The sequence below is a fragment of the Xenorhabdus mauleonii genome (genome assembly GCF_900113945.1).
Lineage (GTDB): Bacteria > Pseudomonadota > Gammaproteobacteria > Enterobacterales > Enterobacteriaceae > Xenorhabdus > Xenorhabdus mauleonii.
The window spans coordinates 122,238-147,510 of the sequence record NZ_FORG01000005.1 but is presented as its reverse complement, the minus strand read 5'-3'; the positions used below and the strand labels follow the sequence as shown (position 1 = coordinate 147,510).

Annotated in this window: 11 protein-coding genes and 1 pseudogene; 6 read left to right on the top strand and 6 right to left on the bottom strand. The window is 43.2% G+C overall.

Going from position 1 to position 25,273, the window contains the following annotated elements; translation table 11 throughout:
* Nucleotides 1–117: 117 nt before the first annotated feature.
* Complete coding sequence (gene uhpT / locus BM100_RS06820; RefSeq protein ID WP_092509245.1) at nt 118–1,503, bottom strand: hexose-6-phosphate:phosphate antiporter; 1,386 nt, start codon at nt 1,501–1,503, stop codon at nt 118–120.
* Nucleotides 1,504–1,943: 440 nt separating this feature from the next.
* Nucleotides 1,944–2,444: a hypothetical protein gene (locus tag BM100_RS06815; protein WP_139216939.1), complete on the bottom strand. Its 501-nt coding sequence runs from the start codon at nt 2,442–2,444 to the stop codon at nt 1,944–1,946.
* A 725-nt stretch (nt 2,445–3,169) separates the two neighbouring features.
* On the opposite strand from BM100_RS06815, the gene BM100_RS06810 reads away from it, so the two are divergent.
* From BM100_RS06810 to BM100_RS06785, 4 genes are all read left to right on the top strand, one after another.
* Nucleotides 3,170–3,958, top strand: a complete 789-nt coding sequence (locus BM100_RS06810; RefSeq protein WP_092509241.1) for a sulfite exporter TauE/SafE family protein — start codon at nt 3,170–3,172, stop codon at nt 3,956–3,958.
* Between the two features lie 169 nt (nt 3,959–4,127).
* A complete protein-coding gene (locus tag BM100_RS06805) occupies nt 4,128–4,826 on the top strand; it encodes a hypothetical protein (RefSeq protein WP_092509239.1) in 699 nt (232 codons plus the stop codon).
* Nucleotides 4,827–5,864: 1,038 nt separating this feature from the next.
* Complete coding sequence (locus tag BM100_RS06795) at nt 5,865–18,815, top strand: non-ribosomal peptide synthetase (protein ID WP_169924638.1); 12,951 nt, start codon at nt 5,865–5,867, stop codon at nt 18,813–18,815.
* 426 nt (nt 18,816–19,241) lie between these two features.
* Complete coding sequence (locus BM100_RS06785; protein WP_092509231.1) at nt 19,242–19,529, top strand: hypothetical protein; 288 nt, start codon at nt 19,242–19,244, stop codon at nt 19,527–19,529.
* Nucleotides 19,530–19,623: 94 nt separating this feature from the next.
* Here BM100_RS06785 and BM100_RS24030 read toward each other — a convergent pair.
* Nucleotides 19,624–19,740 (bottom strand): annotated as a pseudogene (locus tag BM100_RS24030) (IS481 family transposase); the annotation flags it as partial.
* 194 nt (nt 19,741–19,934) lie between these two features.
* On the bottom strand, nt 19,935–20,834 hold the full coding sequence (locus tag BM100_RS06780; RefSeq protein ID WP_092509229.1) for a LysR family transcriptional regulator: 900 nt from the start codon (nt 20,832–20,834) through the stop codon (nt 19,935–19,937).
* Between the two features lie 75 nt (nt 20,835–20,909).
* Between BM100_RS06780 and BM100_RS06775 the strand changes: the two genes are divergently transcribed.
* The gene (locus BM100_RS06775) at nt 20,910–22,001 is read left to right on the top strand and encodes an alkene reductase (RefSeq protein WP_420855289.1); all 1,092 of its coding nucleotides are present in this window, start codon (nt 20,910–20,912) and stop codon (nt 21,999–22,001) included.
* 380 nt (nt 22,002–22,381) lie between these two features.
* Here BM100_RS06775 and BM100_RS23820 read toward each other — a convergent pair whose 3' ends face one another.
* Nucleotides 22,382–22,516: a hypothetical protein gene (locus tag BM100_RS23820; RefSeq protein ID WP_274539922.1), complete on the bottom strand. Its 135-nt coding sequence runs from the start codon at nt 22,514–22,516 to the stop codon at nt 22,382–22,384.
* 21 nt (nt 22,517–22,537) lie between these two features.
* Nucleotides 22,538–23,467 carry an aromatic alcohol reductase gene (locus BM100_RS06770; protein WP_092509225.1) on the bottom strand — a complete coding sequence of 310 codons (930 nt, stop codon included), beginning with the start codon at nt 23,465–23,467 and terminating at the stop codon, nt 22,538–22,540.
* A gap of 143 nt (nt 23,468–23,610) precedes the next feature.
* On the opposite strand from BM100_RS06770, the gene BM100_RS06765 reads away from it, so the two are divergent.
* Nucleotides 23,611–24,564, top strand: coding sequence for a LysR family transcriptional regulator (locus tag BM100_RS06765; protein WP_092509223.1), 954 nt, complete (start codon nt 23,611–23,613; stop codon nt 24,562–24,564).
* Nucleotides 24,565–25,273 lie beyond the last annotated feature (709 nt).

Genomic DNA, 25,273 nt, shown 5'->3' with positions numbered 1-25,273 from the left:
AATGGGAAGTGAGGACTAAATTACTCTTATTGACAAGGCTTCGCAAGGGATGGGAAGATAGGTATAGAGGAGGATAGCGGATGCTGCTGAGGCTCCCCCAGCAGCATCCGCCTAATGTTATGTATTCACTAACACATGTTTTTGTTTTCGGATTTTTCTCTCTTCTGCAATCGCAACAAAAGCAAGCAGAATAAGGCAAACGAAAGCGGAAACATCAAGGGCAACAAACGTGCCTTTCCAACCGGTCAGGCCAAAAATCGGTACACCATCAGCAATCATGCCCAAACCAAGCTTGGCAAAGCTATCACCGATTAGATAAGCGAATGTTCCTTTAACACCGTCTGCAACACTGATCGCTTTTTTCGGTACAAAACCAACGGCTGCCACACCAATCAATAATTGTGGGCCAAATACTAAGAAACCAAGTACAAACAAAGAACCTAAGTACATGAATTCGCTGGTGGCGTTCTGATAGAACTCAAGGCAAACAATAATCAACGCCAATGAGATACAAGCAACCAATGCCCGGCGGCCATTCGCCAAATCTGACAAATAACCCCACATCAGGGTTCCCACCAGTGCACCGATTTCGAACATCGTAAAGCCAGTGATAGCCGTTTCTTTTGACTGCCCCAGCTCTTGATACGCATATACCGTCGACCATTGGTCGATGCCTATACGCACGATATAAAGAAAAATATTGGCAAAGCAAAGTAACCAAATAACTTTGTTTTTCAAGATGTACTCAACAAAGATGTCTTTCTTGGTCATTTGATTTTCTTCTGCCGCGTTATCTTCTTCGCTGACAGGTTCATTAAACAACTCTTCGACTTTGCCCAAACCATAACTTTCAGGTGAATCGCTACCATAACGCAATCCAATAAAGCCGATAATCAAGGCAACGATAGAAGGAAAAACAAACATTCCTATCACATGCCCATTAAAGAAATAGTTAGCACCAAAGAGAGCAACCCCGGCTGCACCTGCCCCACCAACGTTATGGGACATATTCCACAACCCAAGATAGGTGCCGCGTTTATTGCGCGGTGTCCATTTCGTAATGGTGGAATAGCTGGCTGGCCCACCGATACTTTGGAAAAAACCACTCAGGGCATAACATGCCACCATCAGGAATACGCTGATGCTGGAATTTCCCATACTCATGCTGAAACCCAACATGGCAACGCCGGATAAGATCAGCATAAATGGCAGGAATTGCTTGGTATTTCTACCATCAGCATAATAAGCAACAGCGGTTTTACCAATTCCGTAAGTGATAGAAAAACCTAACCCAATCAAACCCAGCTGAGTCATCGACAAACCATAAGTCGAGATCATATCATTCTGGGCAATGTTGAAGTTTTTGCGCACCAAATACATGGCCATATAGCCAATAAAAACGACCAGATACGACTGGATAAAAGGTTTGAACCACATTTTCCGACGCACTTCCACTGGAAGATCCAGCGTAGGTTTACGAATTTGTTCTAGAATTTTAATCATGTGAAATCCTTAGATAATCACGAGAAGACAGGCCTTTTGATGCAGGTGAAAAATAAAAAAGGCAGATCGCAAAATAGCGAAAGTGTTCGTAAGTATTTTTATTACTGGGCAGTGTAAGAAATAAGGGGAGGATTGGCTTGAGCCTGATTCTTAGTTGATCTAGGAATATTTCTTAATTTTGTGCAATTCGAATGCAAAGCGTGAAAAGAATCACACTATGTAACAATTTCCAATCTATACCCTATGGATTTCAAGATTTATCGCGGCGGCAAGGGAATGGTAAATTCGTCGGGTATATAGAAGCTTCAAGCGACACTCTGGCATATTGACTATCAACGTAAACTAAACATGGACGTAGACAGAAAACTTTTTTCACCTCGGCATCGCTTGTTCTTAAAAAATTCAGGCATAACGCAGCGTTGGGCAGGACTTAACAACCACTACAATACTTTTTTAGCCACTTCAGAAAGAACAGGAGCCGCTAATTTCGCATTGGAAAATACAGTATCAACACACTGACCGACAATTGATTCAATTCCTTGTTCTTTTATCAGGTGTAAGATTTTTTTCTTTTCAACATCTGACAAATTTGTTTCATTAATTACCGTTTCGAGTTGTTCAAATATGTTCTTATGAATTTTAATGGTTATAGAATCAATCTCATGATCGATTTCATCCATATTGGCATAATCAACACCTGCGGCAGTAAGAACCATCGCGCCAAGATTAAAACCATAACCACCATCAATATCAAAGTGCATGGCATCATGGTTAACTAATCCGATTTTTATTAAGTAGTTGATATCATCAGCCAATTGATCTCGCCCAAACGTGTCCCCAAGAAACCGAAATTTTTCTTCACTAATAGGTCGCATCTGGTGATTCTGATCATTCAATGCGCGAATAATCATAAGCTGTCTCTGTTTCAACATGGTCATCATGGGTTTCCTTGTTTAGCATTGAAGGTGAATAAATTATAGACGAGCTTTTGACAGAAGATTTTAAGGGTTCAAAAGTATCAAAATAAACAACACGCAGCTAAAAGTGGCTGTGTTAGTGATTAATAGACAGAAAGTCCTAAACGGCCCAACTATTATTCATAATAAAATTATCATTCTAATCCATGTAAGATAATGCCTTAAATAGTTTCTTACCTATTTTTCTCCTGAAATATTCCAAGGCTATATAAAAATGACCTTATCCAGAAAATGTGATCTTGTGAGATTAAGCATGAGCACTCTCAGTGTAATTCTTAATCAAATGCATTCATTATTTTAATCATTTAATTCAATATATTTTGCATGAAAATAAAAAATACCAACAACCTGCCAACTAAAATATATATAACGCATTGTTTTATATTAATAATTTTAAATTTCACATTTTTATTAGTTTAATTAAATAAATTTAATTGTAAAAATATTTAAATTAAAGTTAAATAATGGCGTAGTTATTATTTTAATGTTGGTTTTTTATTAAAGACATATTTTAGGATAGTGACAGAGGTAACCGTAAATGGATAACAATGAACTATATAGTTTATCAATGAATAAAAATAAGCTGAATGAGATGGTTATTAAGACTTTTCTCTCTTTACAAAAAACCAGAACAATCATTCTTTCTTAGTGAAAAATGCAACCGCCATTTAAAAGTAATAGGATAATAAATGTTTATTGAAAACAGTTTAATTTCTGAATATCTATACATAGGGATATTTATTTTAGTACTTGCTTCATTTGTAGCTGGATATATCGATTCTATTGCCGGTGGCGCAGGGCTAATATTAATACCTTCATTTATGTTAGTAGGACTTCCTCCTCATCTAGCTTTAGGGCAAGAAAAATTAGTTAGTACTGTTGGTACAATAGCTGCCATTAAAAATTTTCTAAAAAATAAATCCATTATATGGAGTATAATTCCAGCAGGAATAATATCTTCTCTTTTAGGTGCATATATAGGAGCCAGAGCTGTAATTTATCTACCAAGTCACATTATTACCTATATAATAATAGGAATGCTCCCGTTAGGTTTGTTAGCAGCTTTTTTCAAAGGAAAGTTATCCTCAAAAAGCGAAGTTAAATCCGAAATAAAAAAATCTGTATTTATTGTTTTTATGACCTGCTTTATTGTGGGTTTTTATGATGGTTTCTTTGGTCCTGGAACGGGTAGTATTTTTATAATATGTCTTTATCTAATTAATAATTTAGATTTGCTTAAGGCATCTGCCACTTCAAAGATATTTAATTTCTCCTCAAACATAGGGGCATTCATTGCATTTGCGATATCTGGAAATATGGCATTTATTATAGGTATTCCAATGATAATTGCTAGTTTGTTAGGCAATCATATCGGTAGTATTCACGCAATAAAGACAAATGGTGAGATAGTCAAAAAAGTACTAATCATAACAGTAATGATTATGATGGTAACTTTGGTACTAACTGGATTAAAGTAGCAATCAGAACCACCCGCATAGCGAGTGGTTTTATATTTAACAAATGACAAAAAATTTCTATAATCAGATAATTAATTTCATTTTTAGGATAAATTGCAATTTCCCAAGGTAAAAATAATGTATAAATTTATAGTGGTCATTGCATTCACGCTATTATTAAACTGCGTAAATGCTTTTGCTTCTGAAAATCAATTTAGATCATGAATTTAAAAATGTCACATGGAAAGGCCCTTATTTTTCAGATGTAATAACAGAACCATATATTCACCTTGAATTAGAAAAGTTAGAAAAGTTATTCTTAACAAAAAGTGTTTTCTTTTCTGATGAAAATGTAATTATTACAAACACATGTAAATATAAATATGTTGCTAAAAAAAGAACACCAATAGAAATTTGGAAGAGTAATAAAGCAGTTGATTTTTACCGTTTATTCTTAACTAAATATTCGATAAATATAGATAATGCTATCTATGAGGTTTTAACTGAAAATGATGAAGAATCATGCGAATACCCATTTTCAGAGCTTATGATTATTGATAATACGATCATATTCTTTGAGGATCATAGGGCAATTTTTTATTTCTCTTTGTCGGATGAGCGTAATAATCAAGATATTTTTAAAATTATCAGTTCAGAAAATAAAAAAATAACTCTAAATTCCTTTGATCTTTTAATAAAAGATCAATATAAAAACATGTATCATGGCGATTCTATTTGTAAAAACATAGAAATCCCAGCAGAAGAACTTTCTGGGTATGAGTCTATGACAGGATGTTTTTTTAAAGGAATGAATATTGCGGAATCCTACTTAAAATATAAAACAAACAATGATGGACTACCAAAAAAATCATTAACAATAAGAACCTAGAATATAAATGTGAAATTGATTGCATCAATGTTAACTTCAGCTGGAAGAATGAAAAAGCCCTTATTATAACCCAATTTTTTGAGGGTGGAGAAACAGAAATATCTTTTACCCAAGAAAATTATGGAACAAAAGTAATAACTAAATATGATCCAGATTAATCAGTAAAATATAAAACACCTCAGCCAGAGCTTTATGATTTAAAAACCGTGAAATTATAAAATTCGGGCTAAGTGGTAAAAAATAGGAATCATTCCCAAAATAAACAGCACTCCCCTTTCATCATCATAACCAAAAAACATTATCTCCATTTGAAAAATTAAATTAAAATACTTTTCATGAATAACAAAAAAAATTAAAACACACAATCCCCCATAGGTAAAGTAATCAAATAGAACCATTCAAATAAATATAAAAACAAATATACTCCAATTAAAACAAATAAATATAAAGTTAACTTACCTAAAGTTAAAATAAATACTTTTAATCATTACAATCTGAACATAGAAAGAACAAAAAGCATCACTCTATTAAACAAAAAATAATATAGACTAAAAACAAAATGGCAATCAATATTTCAATATGGTAAAGATATAAATGCAATCATTAATGGTGAGAATCGTATTTATTAAATAACGAAAAAAGCAATGGTTATTATTAATATAAAATATAAATCAGGAGAAAAATATTGGGTGACAGGAATAAAACTCGAAGATATAACAAATACAACCAAGAGCATTGACGATAAACATTTACTAATAAACATTCACTTCTTTGCATGAGGAAGAGTGCTGAAAGGTTGCGAGATTGGTTGTAATAAATTATGACAAACAAATGGATAGATAATGCCGTCACCTAATAAAAAGAATAATTTGATATTGACAATAATAATTATAATGAACGCGACCAATCAAGCGACAATATGAAAAACGACGGGGAGAGAAGCAAAAACTAACATCTATTCATTTTTGGCATAAATTACAAATAACTTGTAAACGGAATGCATTCGTATAATTTATTATGAAAATAGCTGAGAAAGCGTTGGATTCAAAATTATATGAACTTCACCCCGCTCAAGAGGATGTATTTAACGAGCAAACCCTCCACGGAAATGCCTCACAGCATAATTTAGGTTGGTATACCTTAATGGAGGGCGATGTTGATATTGTTATCTTGCAACAAACGTGGCAATTGTTGTATCAACATGTTGATATGCTCAGGTTACGCATATTCATTAATTCAGACAATAAAGCCATGCAATATGTTAAAAACCGGTCTATTCCTGAGTCAATGATATTCCATGATTTTTCAACCCAGCCAGATCCCGAAGAAAAAGTAAATAGTTGGATGCAACAGCAGATAAATCAAGCCATCAATTTTCCCGATGAGATTTTGTATCAAATATCATTAATCCGCATTAATCGAAAAAGGCATTATCTTTTCACTAAATTTCATCATATTATCATTGATGGAGTTGGCCTGTTCCGCCTGCATGAATATATCCATAAATTGTACAATTGCCTGAAAAACGGAGAATCAACAGACTGGCTATCTAAAATTCCGCAATACTCAGGCAGTATGGAGCAAGCAAAAGAATATTTATATTCGCCCAATTATGACAACGATAAAAATTACTGGCATGATTTCTTAACCCAAAAAAATATACATCAATTGGTTCCTCACCATCAAAATAGAAGCTCTGCCCAAAATACGCTGACATTGCCTTTTTCGATGAAAAAGAATCTATATGATCTTTGCAAAAAATATAAAACCAATATTCTCGCTGTCTTTTCAAGTCTGGTCACTATTATGATGGCAGAGCTGACAGGGCAACAAGAAGTCACCTTCAATACCATCACTCATGGCAGAAAAACAAAATCAGAGAAATATGTTGTCGGGATGCAAGCCAATATCTATCCGGTATATTGCCATATTTCTGATAACTCCAGTATGATTGAGCAGATTAAATTAATGGAATTTGCTTTAAAAGAAAGCTATTACCACAGCCAATTTCCCTATTCTCACTTGGTCAGACTGGCCAATAATCATGGTATTGCTTTACCCAATATCTTCATATTCTATGAAAGGCTTTCAGCATCATCTTCTGAAATCAGTCAAGCACAACATTATATGGTGGATGGAAAATTTAATACTGAGCCTATTATTTTTCGCCTGCAAGATTTTGGCTATCATCAAGAGCTAACAATCGCCATCGATTATTTACGGGATTATTTCAACGAACAAGAGATAAAAGGAATTTTTAACCGACTAAAAAATCTATTGCTTGCTTTCCTCAACACCCCTTCTCTATCCGTCAGCGAATTGCCTGTTTTATTAGAAGAAGAGCGCCACACTCTGCTGTATAAATGGAATCAGAATGACGCCCCTTATCCACAAAATCAAACTCTGCAACAGCAATTTGAGAAGCAAGTTGCCGCTACTCCGGATAATGTCGCAGTAATATTTGAAGACAAGAGCCTGACCTACCGCCAGCTTAATGGACAAGCAAACCAGCTCGCCATAGTGATACGCGAATATTGCCAACAACAGCGCAATGCCTCAATGCAGGCAGATACTCCTGTGGCGCTGTACCTTAATCGCAGTCTGGAAATGGTCGTCAGCATTCTGGCCGTGCTAAAAGCCGGTGGCGCCTACGTGCCTATTTCTCCTGAATATCCACCAGAGCGCGTGCAGTTTATTCTGCAAGATACCGGCAGTCCGTGCGTGCTGACGCAACAAAACCACTTGAGCGCACTGGAAAAATATATTCAGCCCTTACCTATTCAGCCTGTGTTGATAGCCACAGATAACAATGCCGTCACTCAAGGCCGTTCGATGGAAGATTTATTACCAGTAAACCAAAGTACCGATCTGGCATACATTATCTATACCTCAGGAACGACCGGACAGCCAAAAGGGGTAGCATTGACCCACAAAAATGTCATCAATCACCTCAGTTGGATGCAGTCCGAATATCCGTTAAATACCTCGGATAAGGTACTGCAACAAATCCCATATACCTTTGATGCCTCAGTCTGGGAATTGCTTGCCGCCAATTGGTTCGGTGCCAGCATCGTCATGGCTTCACCGGATGTTCATAAACAACCGGAAGAACTTTATCGATTGATACAGAAAACCGGCGTGACGGTAGTGCAATTTGTTCCGTCCATGCTGGGGGCTTTTTGCCAAACGGTTCGGGACTTCGACCAGCAATTACCCAGTACTGTCCGTTATGTTTTGTGTGGCGGAGAAACATTGACCATGTCCCATGTCAATGCATTCAGAGCCATCAATAACAGCGCAAGTGTCCTGATTAACCTCTATGGCCCGACAGAAACGACAAACGATATCACCCACTTTGATATCACCGATGACATTGACGGCAATATTCCCATTGGCAAAGCGCATCACAATACCCGTCTGTATGTCCTGAACCATTACGGCAGGCTGGCACCCATTGGCTCGCCCGGAGAGTTGTATATTGGCGGAGCCAGTCTGGCACGGGGGTATTGGAACCGACCTGAATTGACCGCCGAGCGTTTTGTCGAAAACCCGTTCGCGACAGACGAAGATAAAGTCCGGGGCTATACCCGCCTATACAAAACCGGCGATCGGGTGCGCTGGTTACCGGACGGGAATCTGGAATATTTGGGGCGCAACGATTTTCAGGTCAAAATCCGCGGTTACCGCATTGAATTGGGAGAAATTGAAGCAGCCCTGACCTCGAATCCTCTGGTGAAACAAGCCGTGGTCATTGACCGGGAACGTGCCGGCCATAAAGTGCTGGCGGCTTATCTGGTCAGCGATGACGCGTTGACCGATGACGTTTTGGTCCAATATCTCGCAAACCATCTGCCGGAATATATGATACCGGCCAGCTTTACTCGCATTGATGCCATTCCTTTGACCGTCAATGGCAAACTCGACCGCCATGCCTTGCCGATTCCCGTCTGGGAAAATCAAGATCGCCATATAGCGCCACGCACAGAATTGGAAACTCGCTTGAGTGCGCTCTGGCAAGAGATTTTAGGTGTGGAGCGGGTTGGCATTGAGGATAATTTTTTTCACATGGGGGGCGATTCGATTATCGGCATCCAACTGGTTTCCAAACTACGGCAACATGGTTTCTCCCTTCAGGTCAAATCGCTTTTTGAAGCGCCGACAGTGTCGCGTCTGGCGCAATTGCTGAACCAAACGTCATCCCCGGCAAGTGTGGCCGCTGAACAGGGATTATTGAGCGGCGAATTTGGTTTATTGCCTGTCCAGCAAGATTTTTTCAATCAGAATTTACCCTCCCCACACCACTGGAATCAGGCATTTATGATCCGGCTTCCCGGAACGATCAAACACACCGATATTGCTCAGGCTCTGGCAAGGCTGGTTGAACGGCATGATATTCTGCGTGCTTATTTTGTCCACACTGAACAGGGATATCATCAGTGTTATTCCGCAGGAATACCGCCTTGGTTACCCACCTTGTTGCAGTGTGATATCAGGAAGTTAAATGAGCATGAACAGCATCAGCAACTGACCCAGTGGCAAAGCAGCTTTCATTATTGTACGGGGCCTTTGTGGCAAGCCGCCCACCTTACCGGATACCCAGACGGCAATGCCCGCTTATTCTTCGCCTTCCACCACCTTATTATTGATGCAGTATCTTGGCGGATCATCACTGAGGATATGCGTAGATTGCTGCAAGGCCAAACCTTGCCGGCAAAAACCAGCAGCTATCGGCAATGGGTTGTGGCAGTCCAACGCTATGCCATACAACATCAAGATGAAGTGCCCTACTGGCAGGATGTATTGGGAAGAAAAGATGCTTACCCGCTGGAAGAAAAAGCTATTTCGCATCAATTGAGTTTACCCGCTGACCTGACCGGCACCCTGCTGCGTGAAGCTAACTTAGGTTATCACACTGAAATTAACGACTTATTGCTCAGTGCTCTCACTCTGGCATTGCAGGCTACATTCTCCCGCCCAGTACACCCGATTATTCTTGAAGGTCATGGCAGAGAAAATCTCGACAACACACTGGACGTGTCTGAAACGGTGGGCTGGTTTACCACCCTTTATCCGGTTAGGTTGGCTGTTCAGGGAGATATAGCAGAAACCATTATTCATACCAAAGAAATGCTCCGTGCAGTTCCCAACAAAGGCATTGGCTACGGAGCCTTATTTCAGGCCGGATATCTGACGGGCAATTTACCTGCCATCAGCTTTAATTATCTCGGTCAATTGAGTGATGAAGCGGAGCCATCCCATCAACAAGATTGGTCACTGACTTACGACAATTGTGGTTTAACTATCGCCGACGAGAACAGCAGTCATTTACTGCTGGATATTAATGGCGCCGTTCTGGCGGGAAAACTGCAATTCAGCGTACTGGCTCGATTATCGCCAGTTCAGACCCAACGGTTTATCACGGCCTTTGAATACGCCCTCAATGAAGTGATTGCAGCCGGCCAGAAACAGGCTCGATTAGGTGGTGTGAAAACCCCCAGTGACTATGGCCTTAAAACCGTTTCCATTGATCGCCTAAACCGTTTACAACAACGTTTTCAGGTGGAACACCTGTTCCCGGCCACCAGCCTGCAACAAGGTTTTATTTACCATCATTTGCTTCAGCCACAAGATGATGCCTATCGTGTGCAAATGCTATTGGATTATCACACCGACCTTGACCTTGTGGCCTATCAGCAAGCCTGGGCGCTGGCCTCTCTGCGTTTTCCCATCCTCAGAACCGCCTTTGATTGGGACGGCGAGGTTTTGCAGATAGTGACCGTGGGAACCAGTATCGGGCCGGCAAATTTTGCTGTTCAGGATATCAGTCAGTTACCAGAGCAAGAGCGAAATAACGCGATCGATGCCCTCCAACAACATGACCGCACCCAGCCCTTTGATTTAAACCAACCCGGTTTGATTCGCTTTACTGTGATTAGGCAACATGAACAGTTGGTCACAGTGTTGATTACCCAGCATCACTGCATTTCCGATGGCTGGAGCGGCCCGATTTTATTGCAGGCCGTGCATGAATATTACAACGCACTGGTTCAGGGGCAAAAACCACAGGCCGTTGTGGAGCAGGCTTATCTGGCAACCCAGCAATATCATTTGGCGCACCAAGCGGAATCAGACGCATTCTGGGCAGAACGCAAAGCCCAGTTTCAGGCCGCCAACGATCTGTCCCCTCTGTTAAGCCATCGCGTTGATTTAGCCCAGATAAAAATTGTCGAAAAACCCGCTGAACAGGCGCTTACGATAGAAGGAAATGCCTATGTGCAGCTTAAAAACACCTGCCGAACACACGGCATTACCCTGAATGTGGCATTGCAATTCGCCTGGCATAAACTTTTGCACAATTACACCGGTGATAAGCAAACGATTGTAGGCACAACCGTATCCGGGCGCGATGTACCGGTAGAAGGCATTGAATCCAGTGTCGGGCTATACATCAACACCCTGCCGCTGGCAGTTCAGTGGAACAAGGCCGACAGCATTCTCAACATCCTGCAAAACATCCAGCAGGATATCGCCGCACTCAACAACCACAGCGCCGTCTCACTTTCCAGCCTGCAATCTGAGGGAGAGCGGCTTTTTCATAGCTTGCTGGTTTTTGAGAACTATCCCGCGCCGATAATCAATGAAAACGGAAAAGGTATCGAACATGCCCTGATTTTCCGTCGGGCCATCGAAAAAGTGGATTATCCGCTGTCGCTGATAGCCTATGAACTCGATAACCGTTTAATCATCAAATTAAATTATGGGGATGCGTGGCTGGCGGACACACAGGCACAACGCCTGCTTTGCCAGCTTGAACGTATTTTGCTTGCCGTAGCATCCGACCCAAATCAGTTGCATGCATCCATCACGTTTCTCAGCGAAGAAGAGCGCCATACCCTGCTGCATACGTGGAACCAGACTGATATGCCTTATCCACAGGACAAAACCCTGCCACAACTGTTTGAAACGCAAGTCGAGAAAACACCCGATATTGTGGCGCTGGTGTTTGCAGGGGAAAAACTGACCTACCGCCAGCTTAATCAACGGGCGAACCAACTGGCTGTTGTTCTCCGTGAACAGTATCAACAGCGGTTTGGCACTTCCCTGCCAGCAGATACCCCCATTGCGCTTTACCTTGACCGCAGTTTGGAAATGGTGATCAGCATCCTTGCCGTACTGAAAGCCGGCGGCGCTTACGTGCCCATTTCGCCGGAATATCCCGCAGAGCGCGTGCAGTTTATTTTGACGGATACCGCTGCGCCATACGTGATAACCCAACAACAGCATCTGACAACATTGGCAGCATACACCCAAACATTTACCGAGCAACCGATACTGATAACCGCGGATGACCAGACACTCACCGTAAATCAGTCCGCGGAAAATCCGGTTCCGATCAATACCGCCACCGATTTGGCCTATATCATCTACACCTCCGGCACCACCGGACAGCCCAAGGGCGTGATGATTGAGCATAAAAATGTTGTCCATCTGATAACCGCAGAGGCTGAACTGTTTAATGTCACCCAGCGACAAAAAGCCCTCATGTTTGCGCCCTACGTCTTTGACGGTTCAGCGTTCGAACTATTTCCCGCCTTATTGCACGGCCTGACGCTTTACATTTGCAGCGAAGCGGAACGCAACGCGCCGGCAGTGGCAAAACTCATTCAGCGTGAAGGCATTGAAATCGCTACCTTATCGCCCGCCTTACTGAATTCACTGATGGGTACGAAACTGCCTTCCCTGCAACGCTTGGTGACTGCGGGCGAATCCCCGTCTTTAGCGATGCTGGATTATTTTCGCCTTCATAGCCAAGTCCTGAACGCTTACGGCCCGACAGAAATTACCGTCTGTGCCACCGAGAAATATTATCAATCCGGTGATATCGCCACCAATATTGGCAAAGCCATCCCGAATGCCCGTCTTTATGTCCTTGACGGGCACGGCAATCTGTCTCCCATTGGTGCAGCGGGAGAGCTGTATATTGGCGGAGCCGGACTGGCGCGGGGGTATTTAAACCAACCGCAACTGACTGCTGAACGTTTTGTGCCGAATCCATTCGCCACCGCCGAAGACAAGGCCAAGGGTTACACCCGCCTGTACAAAACCGGCGACCTGGTGCGTTGGCTGCCAAACGGCGAGCTGGAATTTCTGGGACGCAACGACTTTCAGGTCAAGATCCGCGGTTATCGCATTGAATTGGGGGAAATTGAAAATGCTCTGATTTCCCATCCGCAGGTAACACAGGCGGTAGTGATTGACCGCGAACATCAGGGAAATAAGTTACTGGCCGCGTATCTGGTGGCAGAGGAAAAACTCTCGGATGAAACGCTGATTGAACACCTTTCTGCCCACCTGCCGGCTTATATGTTGCCCGCCAGTTTTACCCGCCTTGATGCCATTCCGCTGACGCTGAACGGTAAACTGGATCGCCGCGCCCTGCCTGCGCCGACTTGGGGTAACCGGAACAATTACGTAGCCCCCCGCAATGCGCTGGAAACCCAGCTATGCAGCATTTGGCAGGACGTTTTAGGATTGGAACGCGTTGGCATTGAAGATAACTTCTTTCGCATCGGCGGCGATTCCATTATCAGCATCAAATTAGTGTCCAAACTGCGGTTGGAAGGCTTCTCCCTGCAAGTCCAATCGATCGTTGAAGCCCCGACCGTGTCACGTCTGGCGTACTTAATGACGCAAACCTGTTCAGCAACCATGATTGCCGAACAGGGCTTATTGAGTGGAGAATTTGATTTATTGCCTATCCAACAGGATTTCTTCAACTGGAATTTATCCAGCCCACACCATTGGAATCAGGCATTCATGATCCGGCTACCCGGCAACCTCAGTTACGCCGCTGTCAGGCAAGCGCTGTCAACATTGATCGAACGTCATGACATGCTACGTGCCCATTTTATCGATACTAAACAAGGCCATCGCCAATGTTATCCCGCAGAAATGCCGCCGTGGCTACCCACTTTACTGCATGGTGATATCAGCAAGTTTGATGCAACCAGACTGCATCAACAACTGACTCAATGGCAGAATAATTTTGATTATTATACAGGGCCTTTGTGGCAGGCCGCTCATTTGATCGGATACCCAGACGGCAGCGCCCGCTTATTTTTTGCCTTCCACCACCTGATAATCGACGCCGTATCTTGGCGGATCATTGCTGAAGATATGCGTAGATTGTTGCTGGACGGAACACTGCCAGAGAAAACCAGCAGCTATCGGCAATGGGTTCACGCCGTCCGTCACTATGCACAGCAGCACCAAACAGAATCCCCCTATTGGCAAAAAGTGATGGCGGGATATTCTGTCCACACAGCATCGGGCGCAAGCAGCCAACATAAGCTGAGTATTTCCACTGAGCTGACCGATATCCTTCTGCATGAGGCAAACTTAGGTTATCACACGGAAATTAATGATTTATTGCTCAGTGCGCTGACATTGGCATTACCGGCAGTGTTCTCTCAATCCGTAAATCATATCGCGCTTGAAGGTCATGGCCGGGAAAATATCGATAGCACGCTGGACATATCAGAAACCGTCGGTTGGTTTACGACTTTCTATCCGGTTCGTCTGGAAGCTCAGGCCGATATTGCGGAAACCATTATTTATACCAAAGAGATGCTGCGGGCAGTGCCAAATAAAGGCATTGGCTATGGCGCACTGCGCCAGGCCGGATATTTGAGTGGGGATTTACCCACCATCAGCTTCAACTATCTCGGCCAATTAAGTGGAGAAAATGAACAAGATTGGTCACTGACCAATGATGATTGTGGCAACACTACCGCTGATGAGGCGGAAAGTATGACAGATGAGAGCCACAACCATTGGTTACTGAGTATTAATGGCCTGATTCGGCAAGGCAGGTTGCAATTTAGCCTTAACGCTTGTTTGACGAAAACTCAAACACAAACGTTAATCACAGCCTTTGAGCAAGCCCTCAACACTGTCATTATGGCTGGTCAGAAACAGGCTCAATCCGGTGGAATAAAAACATCCAGTGATTATGGTGTGAACGGGCTTTCCGGTAAGATCATGCGTCGCCTCCAGCACAAATATTCGATTGAAGCCTTGTATCCTGCCACCAGCTTACAACAGGGATTTATTTATCATTATCTGACCCAGCCACAAGATGATGCCTATCGTGTACAACTCTTGCTGGATTATCACACCCACCTAGACCTTACCGCCTATCAACAAGCCTGGGCGCTGGCTTCCCTGCGTTTTCCCATCCTCAGAACCGCCTTTGATTGGGAAAGCGAGGTCTTGCAGATAGTGACTGAGGGGGCCAGTATCGGGCCAACAAATTTCACGCTTCAAGACATCAGCCAGTTACCGGAGGAAGAGCGGGACAACACCATTGACGCCATCCAACAATACGACCGCACCCTGCCCTTTGATTTAAACCAGCCCGGTTTGATTCGTTTTACCGAGATCAGGCAACATGAACAGTTGGTGACAGTGTTGATCACCCAACACCACTGTATTTCCGATGGCTGGAGTAATCCGATTTTATTGCAGGCCGTACATGAATATTACAATGCACTGGTTCAGAGGAAAGAACCTCAGATTGTCGTAGAACAGGCTTATCTGGCAACCCAGCAATATCATCAGGCACACCAAGCAGAATCAGACGCTTTCTGGGCAGAGCGCAAAGCCCATTTTCAGGCCGCCAACGATCTGTCTCCCCTGTTAAGCCATCGCGTTGACTTAACCCAGATAAAAACCGTCGAAAAGCCCGATAAACAGGCAATTATGGTAGAAGGATATGCCTGTGAGCAATTGAAAAATACCTGCCGAACGTACGGTGTTACCCTGAATGTGGCACTGCAATTTGCCTGGCATAAACTTTTGCACAGTTATACCGGCGATGAACAAACAATGGTGGGCACAACCGTATCCGGGCGCGATGTGCCGGTAGAAGGTATTGAATCCAGTGTCGGGCTTTACATCAATACCCTGCCACTGGCGGTGCAGTGGAACAGAGCTGGCAGTATTGTTGATATTCTGCAAAACATCCAACGGGACATCGCCGCCCTCAGCAGCCACAGTGCCGTTTCGCTCTCTAGCCTGCAATCTGACGGAGAACGGCTGTTCCATTCCTTGCTGGTTTTTGAAAATTACCCGACGCCTGCACTCAATGACAACGGAGAAGGCATCGAACATGCCCTGACATTCTGCCGGGCCATCGAAAAAGTGGATTATCCGCTGTCACTGATAGCCTATGAACATGATAACCGTTTGACCCTCAGATTGAGTTATGGGGAGACATGGCTGACAGATCAACAGGCACAACGCCTGCTTTACCAGCTTGAACGTATTTTGCTTGCCGTGGCATCCGGCCCAAATCAGTTGCATACATCCATCACGTTTCTCAGCGACGAAGAGCGCTATACCCTGCTGCATGCGTGGAACCAGACTGATGCCCCTTATCCGCAGGATAAAACCCTGCCACAACTGTTCGCAATCCAAGCCGAAAAAACACCCGATACTGTGGCGCTGGTGTTTGCAGGGGAAAAACTGACCTATCACCAACTTAACCAACGGGCGAACCAACTGGCTGTTGTTTTCCGCGAACAATATCAGCAACGGTTTGGTGCTTCCCTGCCGGCAGATACCCCCATTGCCCTTTACCTTGACCGCAGTCTGGAAATGGTGATTAGCATCCTGGCGGTGCTCAAAGCCGGCGGCGCTTACGTACCCATTTCGCCGGAATATCCCGCAGAGCGCGTGCAGTTTATTTTGGTGGATACCGCTGCGCCATACGTGATAACCCAACAACGACATCTGGCAACATTGGCGGCATACACTCAACCATTTACCGAGCAACCGATACTGATAGCCACGGATGACCAGCTCCTCATCGAAAAGCAATCCGCAGAAAATCCGGTTCCGATCAATAATCCTGCCGATTTGGCTTATATCATTTACACTTCCGGCACCACCGGCCAGCCCAAAGGGGTAATGGTTGAGCATAAGAGTGTTACCCATCTAATAACCGCGCAGGCCAAGTTGTTTGACATCAGCCAGCGACAAAAAGCCCTCATGTTTGCCCCCTATGTCTTTGACGGTTCAGCGTTCGAACTATTTCCCGCCTTATTGCACGGTCTGACGCTTTACATTTGCAGCGAAGCGGAACGCAACGCGCCGGCAGTGGCAAAACTCATTCAGCGTGAAGGCATTGAAATCGCTACCTTATCGCCCTCCTTGCTGAATTCACTGATGGGTACGAATCTGCCTTCCCTGCAACGCTTGGTGACTGCGGGCGAATCCCCGTCTTTAGCGATGCTGGATTATTTTCGCCATCACAGCCAAGTCATGAACGCTTACGGCCCGACCGAAGCCACTGTCTGTGCTACTGAGAAATACTTTCAATTTGGTGATATCGCCACCAATATTGGCAAGCCCATTCCTAATGCCCGTCTCTATGTCCTTGACGGGCAAGGCAATCTGTCTCCCATCGGGGCACCGGGGGAGCTGTATATCGGCGGAGCCGGACTGGCACGAGGGTATTTAAACCAACCGCAACTAACTGCTGAACGTTTTGTGCCGAATTCTTTTGCCACCGCTGAAGACAAGGCCAAAGGTTACACCCGCCTGTACAAAACCGGCGACCTGGTGCGCTGGCTGCCAAACGGCGAACTGGAATTTCTGGGGCGCAACGACTTTCAGGTCAAGATCCGTGGTTACCGCATTGAATTGGGGGAAATTGAAAATGTTCTGATTTCCCATTCACAGGTGAAACAAGCGATAGTGATTGACCGCGAACATCAGGGAAGTAAGCTACTGGCCGCGTATCTGGTGGCAGAGGAAAAACTCTCGGATGAAACCCTGTTTGATTACCTCTCTGCCCGCCTGCCAGAATATATGCTGCCCGCCAGCTTTACCCGCCTCGACACTATTCCTTTGACGCTGAACGGCAAACTGGATCGCCGGGCCCTGCCTGCGCCAATTTGGGACAACCGGAATAATTACATTGCGCCCCGCAATGCACTGGAAGCCCAGCTATGCAGCATTTGGCAGGACGTTTTGAGCTTGGAACGCGTTGGCATTGAAGATAATTTCTTCCGCATCGGTGGCAATTCTCTGTTGGCGATAAAACTAACCGCAGCAATCGAAAATACGATAAATATCAATATTCCTTTAACTGTGTTATTTAACTGCAAATCTATTTCTCTATTATCTCAATGGCTGGAAATTGATAGTCATAAATTCAGTTTACTCAATTTATTAACTCCGGAATCAACTGCCACACATAAGCTGTTTATGGTACATGCGGCCAACTGTGGCAGTGAAGTCTATAAACCGTTGGCAAATGCTTTGTCTGATACCTACAATTGCATCGGCATCGATAATTACAATTTCCTTTCAGATAATCAAATAGACTCGCTACATCAAATAGCTCAAATCTACAAAGAATTAATTTTACAAGAAACATCCATTGATAAACCCATTCGTATTTTAGGTTGGTCCTTGGGTGGACAAATAGCGATGGAAATTGCATTTCAATTAGAACAACTCGGTGCGAAAGAGATTCAATTATTTCTATTGGACACCATTATTAACAACGATGAATTAACAACACTCAGGCATAAATTAGAAATTCCAAAAGAGCTCAGCAAGATCATCAAAAGGTTGCAGGAAATGGGAGCAGGAAAAGGTTATATCGATACCGTATTAAGGGCAATTCCATCTGAAACAGGAATAGCAAATTCTAATTTTAGCGGAAAATTAATACATACAAAGATCACATTATTCAAAGCAGGGCAAATGAGTCCATATCATCAAGAAGGAACGGGTTTAGTGATGAGCAAGCTGATTGCAGGAATTGAGGATAATAATATTTCCCAATGGTTGTCTAACCCATTGGTAATTAAGTTAGTCGATAATTATCATCATGAAAACATGATTGAGGCAGTTTCAATTATCAGCGCGGAAATCATTAACGCCTTGCCCTTTCACGAGGGTATATCTACAGAATGACTAAATGCTGACGTAGTTGTTGGTGTGAGGTGATGATATCTCTTGCTTTATAGAAATTACATTTTATGAGCGACCCCTTGATGAAAATTGAGGGGTTTTTGAGCTTTCCCGAATTCATACGAAAACCCAAAACCACAATATTAAATCAATATTTGATCAACCTTATTATTTATTGGAAATTTATATTTATGAACTCACTTATATACGCAATAAACTTGAAGATGCATGTTAGGATTCAACTCATGCTTTTGATTTTAAATTGTTAATTTGAAAATCAACCCAGCATATTGGAGTTAATAGGGTATATATGATAAATGAATTTTAGTTTATTAATAATTACATTTCATACTAGCTCACTTATCAGTAGGCTGGAGCATGGCATTATGATATATTCATGGAATAACGATAAAATGTGGAAAAATATGTATGAAAGATATAATAACGGTAATATTAGAGACAGTAGATACAATGCCAGAGCCAATACCATCGATAGCAATATTGACAATTTGGTTAGGCGGAGCATATATATTTTATGCCAGTTGGTTATGGTTTATCACTGTTCCTTTAGGCTTCTTTTTCACCTTTCTGTATGCTAAAAAAGCCAAAACAAAAATAACTAAAATATTATCTGCATTCTTTGCGTTAATGTTTATTTCTCCATCAATAATTTCCCTATTGTTCTTTAGAGAAATTTTCTCCCTTACGCTGAAATAAAAAGCCACCAAATACTAGCCTAGCAAAATGTGAGGCTTTTTATTCTTAACTTAAAAAGCTGAAAGCAGACTATTAATTAAAAACTATCTATACATAGAAGATACCAATCTATACGTTGAGGCTCAAAATGATAAGTTGTACGCAGATAAATAACAAATTCTTCAATGTGTTTTGCAACTCTTCTCGCTGGATTTTCAGAGCAAGATTTATTTGCGAAATATCTCGTTTGGATTGAATGTTTATAATATCTGACCTCCGGCGATATAATTATAAAAAACTAATTGTCAACCGAAGTCCAGACTTTCATAAATAAACGACCTCGAAAAACACAAGGTATAAAACACCGAATGAATGATTTAAAGAAATACCCATCCATTTACTTCGCTCATAACAGAGCTGCACTTATTATATAAATGCAAGAGTATTTACATTGGTAAGTTTCTCTTGTAAAAAATCAATAAAGAGTCGAGTTTTTGCTGGTATTAATCGAGTTTCAGTTATGGCATATACTGGTACGGACAGCCCTTCCCAGTTAGGTAAAATATGAATTAACCGCCCTTGTTCGACATCCTCAGCCGCAATCTCAATAGGCAACATAGCGATACCTTGTCCTAATATTGCGAGCCTGCGCATCAGATCTATACTATTAAGCTGAATGCGCCCACTAACCGAGACCTCTACAGTTGTAGCTCCTTGACATAAAGTCCATGTAAGTTTTCTCTCGCCTCTTAGTAGCAGGCACTTTAGATTGGATAGATCTATTGGCTCTCGAGGCAAGGTGGTGTCATCAATAAAGCTTGGTGCTGCGTATATACCACAACGTAAATTAGCAAGTTTACGCGCAACTAGATTTGATTCCTTAGGTTCACCAATGCGGATCGCAACATCAAAATGGTCTGCAATCAAATCAATTTTGTGCGGAGTTAAATCAAAATCGAAACTGAGCTTAGGATAGCGATGCATAAACTCGGTGATCAAGGGAGGCAGATAAGTACTTGCAAAATCTCCTGGCATTGAGGCGCGTAATACACCACTAGGCTGAGATAATAGCTCGCCTAGTTCTTCATGGGCTAGCCTTGCTTCCTCAACAATGCGTCTACACCGCTCATAATAGATCTGTCCGGCCTCCGTCAATTCTAGCCTGCGAGTTGTTCTATGAAGTAACCGCAGGCCAATATTCTTCTCCAATGCACTAATTCTACGGGATATTGTTGAGCTAGGAATTCCAAGCGCATCAGATGCTCGACGAAATCCGTTAACCTTAATAACTTCGACAAACAACTCCATATCATTGAGTAATTTCATTTAGATTGTTCCAAAAATGAATCAATGTTTTGAATTTTCCCATCTTTATCACAATAAAGCTAATAAGTACTATTGATGCCTCATTTAAAAGTATCAAAGGAATACGATATGACCTCCTTATTTACTCCTATTCGCATTGGTAGTAACACGTTAAAAAATCGTTTAGTTATGGCACCCATGACCCGTTCTCGCTCAAATGATGAAGGAATACAAAGTGAGTTGGCTGCAACCTATTACGGTCAACGTGCAGAAGCTGGATTAATTATTACCGAATGCACGTATGTTTCTTCACTGGGGAAGGGTTATGTACGCGCTCCAGGCATTGAGACAACAGCACAAGTAGCTGCTTGGAAGAAAGTAACAGATGCAGTTCATGCAAATGGTGGGCAGATTTTTATCCAGCTTTGGCATAGTGGTCGCATTTCACACCCATCTTTACTGCCGGATAACGCAACACCTGTAGGACCATCTGCTATCAAGCCTGCTGGACAGGTTTGGACTTTAGATGGTCCACAGGATATGGTCACACCTCAAGCTCTTGAAATAAATGAAATTGCCGATATTGTATCAGACTTTGGATTAGCCACAGCTCATGCGATGGGGGCAGGTTTTGATGGCGTTGAGCTTCATGCAGCATCTGGTTTCTTACCAGAGCAATTTTTGTCTTCAGGCAGTAACAATCGCCAAGATCAGTACGGCGGTTCAGTCGAAAATCGGGTACGTTTCACTCTCGAAGTACTGGATGCTATGATTGCGGAAGCTGGCAGTGACCGAGTAGGGATCAAAATTTCACCTGAAATGAACTTTAATGACATTACCGACACCAATCCGCAGGAAACATACACTTACTTGGTTGATCAATTAAATGGGCGTAATTTAGCATACTTACATGTTGCGCTATTTGGTACCCCAGTTGATTATCATGGGTTGCTTCGACCTCGCTTCGAAGGTGCATATCTTATGGGAGGAGGGTTAGATCAGAAGAGCGCTACAGAAGCTTTAATCGAAGGTCGTGCCGATGCTGTCGTATTCGGTAATGCTTTCCTTGCTAATCCTGATTTACCAGAACGCTTTCGCCAAAGCGCGCAACTCAATGCACCAAATAAAGAAACATTCTATACACCTGGACCTCAGGGTTACATTGACTACCCTCTTAACAGTAATTGATAGCCCAACACGATTCGGGCTTCTCCAATTCCCTTCCTGCATGATCCGGGCGAGACTTTAACCCGATTCGGTTATGTCCTGCACCGCGCCGACCCGCGCACTGTGGCCTATCCACGTGGCATACCGGCCTGTCGCCATAGACGACCGCCCACGCAGCCGAAAAAATCCGGGACAGGTTAAATTCGCCTATGGGTTTTTGGTCTGATACGAATACTCAAAGTATCTCGTTTTGTCGTTTGCATGATTCACCTCAAAATATGATCATATTTTGAGGTGAATATCACACACTGCCGTTATGGCATTGCCATTACATTCGTTCTTTTTATGACCTTTTATATGGAAAGTTAAACAGAAATATTCTTGCTATTTATCCTGTTGTTTCAATATTCCCGCCTTAATGGTTTATCTTCTGCATGCTCCAGGGTATCGCCAGTTACGGTACTCGTTCTGGCGTATACTGAAAATGGCAGTAGCCGGGAAACTAATAGCTGCATCATGCCGGTTTTCATCGTCATGGCTTTCTTCGGGGAAGAGAGTCAAAGAAATGCCTTCAGCCAAGAAGCAATATTTTGAGTCGGCCAATGATTCTGCGCATTGTAGGTTTCATTCATCGGCCACCACATACCGTCACCTTGGGCGAAAACCAAGCGATAGCGAACCATCTGATCATCTGGATTTAAACGCAATGCGTCTCTCAATGCAGGCAGGCTATAGACGCTTCTGGTAAAAGATTGTTGCGTCACGCGTTCAACGGTTTCAGCCAGTTTTCCGTATGAGGTCGTTTCACCCGCCACAAATACCACTTCATTGGCAATGCGAGGCTGATGCAAATAAATGGCGGTAGTCAGCCGACCGATATCATCTGGCGAAGTGACAGTGACCTGCGTTTCCCATCCCCCGAGTGCATGGATCGTTTTCTCGGCTAAATTGACGACATTGAACGCGGGTTCAAAAAGAAAGCTGGTAAACATTCCGGTCGAAACAATGACCCATTCCGTTGCCTGCTGTTGGCGTAATAGAGTTCGGACATCATATTGTTCGTCCCAGACCGGTTGACCGCTCCCTTTGCCGACAACATCATAATTCACGCCAAACTGCCAGGGAAAGTATCGTTTGACGCCTGCCTCCAGCACCGCGCGGGTGATCTTTATCTGCGTACCGGCCCCGGCGACAAATCCCATGCAATTGATAACGGTATCAAAAGCCTTAAAGCACGCTGCCAGTGATTCAACCGTACCAGCAGAGATGTCGGTAGCAATAAACTCTGCACCGTTATCCGCCAGTCGTTGATGGTTACTGGACCGCAATTTGCCCTGTTCATCCCAAGATCCAGGCGAAACGATCACCGAAACGTGGCCTTTTAACCTAGCTACAGCCGGCAGCAGCGCATCCAGGATGGCAGCGCCAAGTTGTCCCGCGCCTAGCACCAATACGTTTTCACTGACCTTTAAATCGTTTTGCTTCATTTTGATATCTCTCTTTTCAACGCAGTATAATTGCTGTGTTTTTGGCAAGTTTACAGCTGGGGTCTTCATTTGATAAGTACAGGTGGGCGGGTTAGACTGTTCGTATTAATGGGATAATTAGAGCATTAGTGGCGGGATATAATATGGATAAGCTCGAATCAATGCAGGTCTATGTTTATGTGGTGGAGGCTAATGGTTTTGCCAGGGCTGCAGAGGTACTGGGACTACCGCGTTCAACGGTATCGCGGGTGATAAAGGAACTGGAGAACAGGCTTGGGATCCAGTTACTACAGCGCACCACCCGAAAACTCAGCGTGACCACCGATGGCCGCAGTTATTACGACGAGTGCAAAAGGATACTGGCCGATATCGCGACCATGGAATCATCATTTTCGGGCGGATCTGGACAACCCAAAGGCAGGTTTAAAGTGGGGATGCCCCAATCTCTCGCCCGACATTGCGTTATTCCGAGAATTCAGGAATTTTTGCACCGCTATCCCGAACTGGATTTGATACTCTGCTCCAGTGATAACGTGGAGGACATTATCCAGGAAGGATATGACTGCGTGATCCGCACTGGCAGGATTGAGGATTCAACAACTCTGGTAGCCCGTCCACTGGCAAATTTTACATGGGTAATTCTGGGAGCCCCGGCTTACATTGCAGCACATGGAAAGCCGGAAAATCTGGAGGATCTGGAAAAGCATCATGCGGTGGGCTACCTGAATCATCGTACCGGGCGAACCACTGAATGGTTTTTTACTCTCGACAATACCGATTGCATGATCCGTATGAAAGAGAGTCTGGTAGTCGATGACACAGATGCCTACATTCAGGCCGGAATTCAGGGTATGGGATTAATTCGCGTGGCCAGTTATCTTGTTTCGCCATATCTCGAGAACGGGGCACTTATTTCCTGCCTGGAGCATCATACTTTTGATTTACCATTATCCTTAGTGTATCCGCAAAACAGGTATCTGCCGCCTTCAATCCGGGCATTTTACGATTGGAGCAGAGGGATTTTACATCAACCGATCTATACGCAATGGATTTCAAATTGCATCGCGGCGGCAAGGGAGAACATCCCGGGAGCATAGCTAACTATGTGACCGGGGTGAGCGAGCGCAGCCAACAAAGAGGCAGTTTGAAAGACGAAGTGTATACGCTAAAGTAGAACGCTAATTTAATGGCTACTGCATGCAGGATGGGCATGGGATGTCATTGAAATTAATGTTGAACCGTATTTAGGTAAATTGGCAAAAGACTATGGCTATTTGAATCCGTTTGATTGGCTAGGCTCGTTTAACCTGCTTTAGGTTATAAAATGGTTAACTAAGCGTGTGTATACTCAATTTGATTGCATCTTGATAAGATGAGTTGGCACACATTTAACTTACTGATTTATCATATCTTATCCATTCTATGTAATCCCTTAACGTTCATTATAGTTCCGTTTTTCCCCCTCTAATGTAAGAGGTATTAAAATGAAAAGACTATGTTGTTACGCTTCATTATTAATGAGTATATTTATTTTTGTGATACCCAATACGGGCTTAGCGAAAAGTTCAAAACAAATCGACCCATATCCGAATCCACGATGCCGCATACAGGCTGAAAATTTATGCCGACCGTATATTGATAAATCCTGGTTATATGATCGGTGTATGAAGATTGAATATGCAAGATGCATGGGAACGGGGAAATAGGCACTAATGCCGTGACCGAATCCAATGCCCACGGCAATTTAGAGTAAGTTAGAGTGTTGTACCCATTCCATCAAAAAATTCCATGAAGTTAGACTTAACA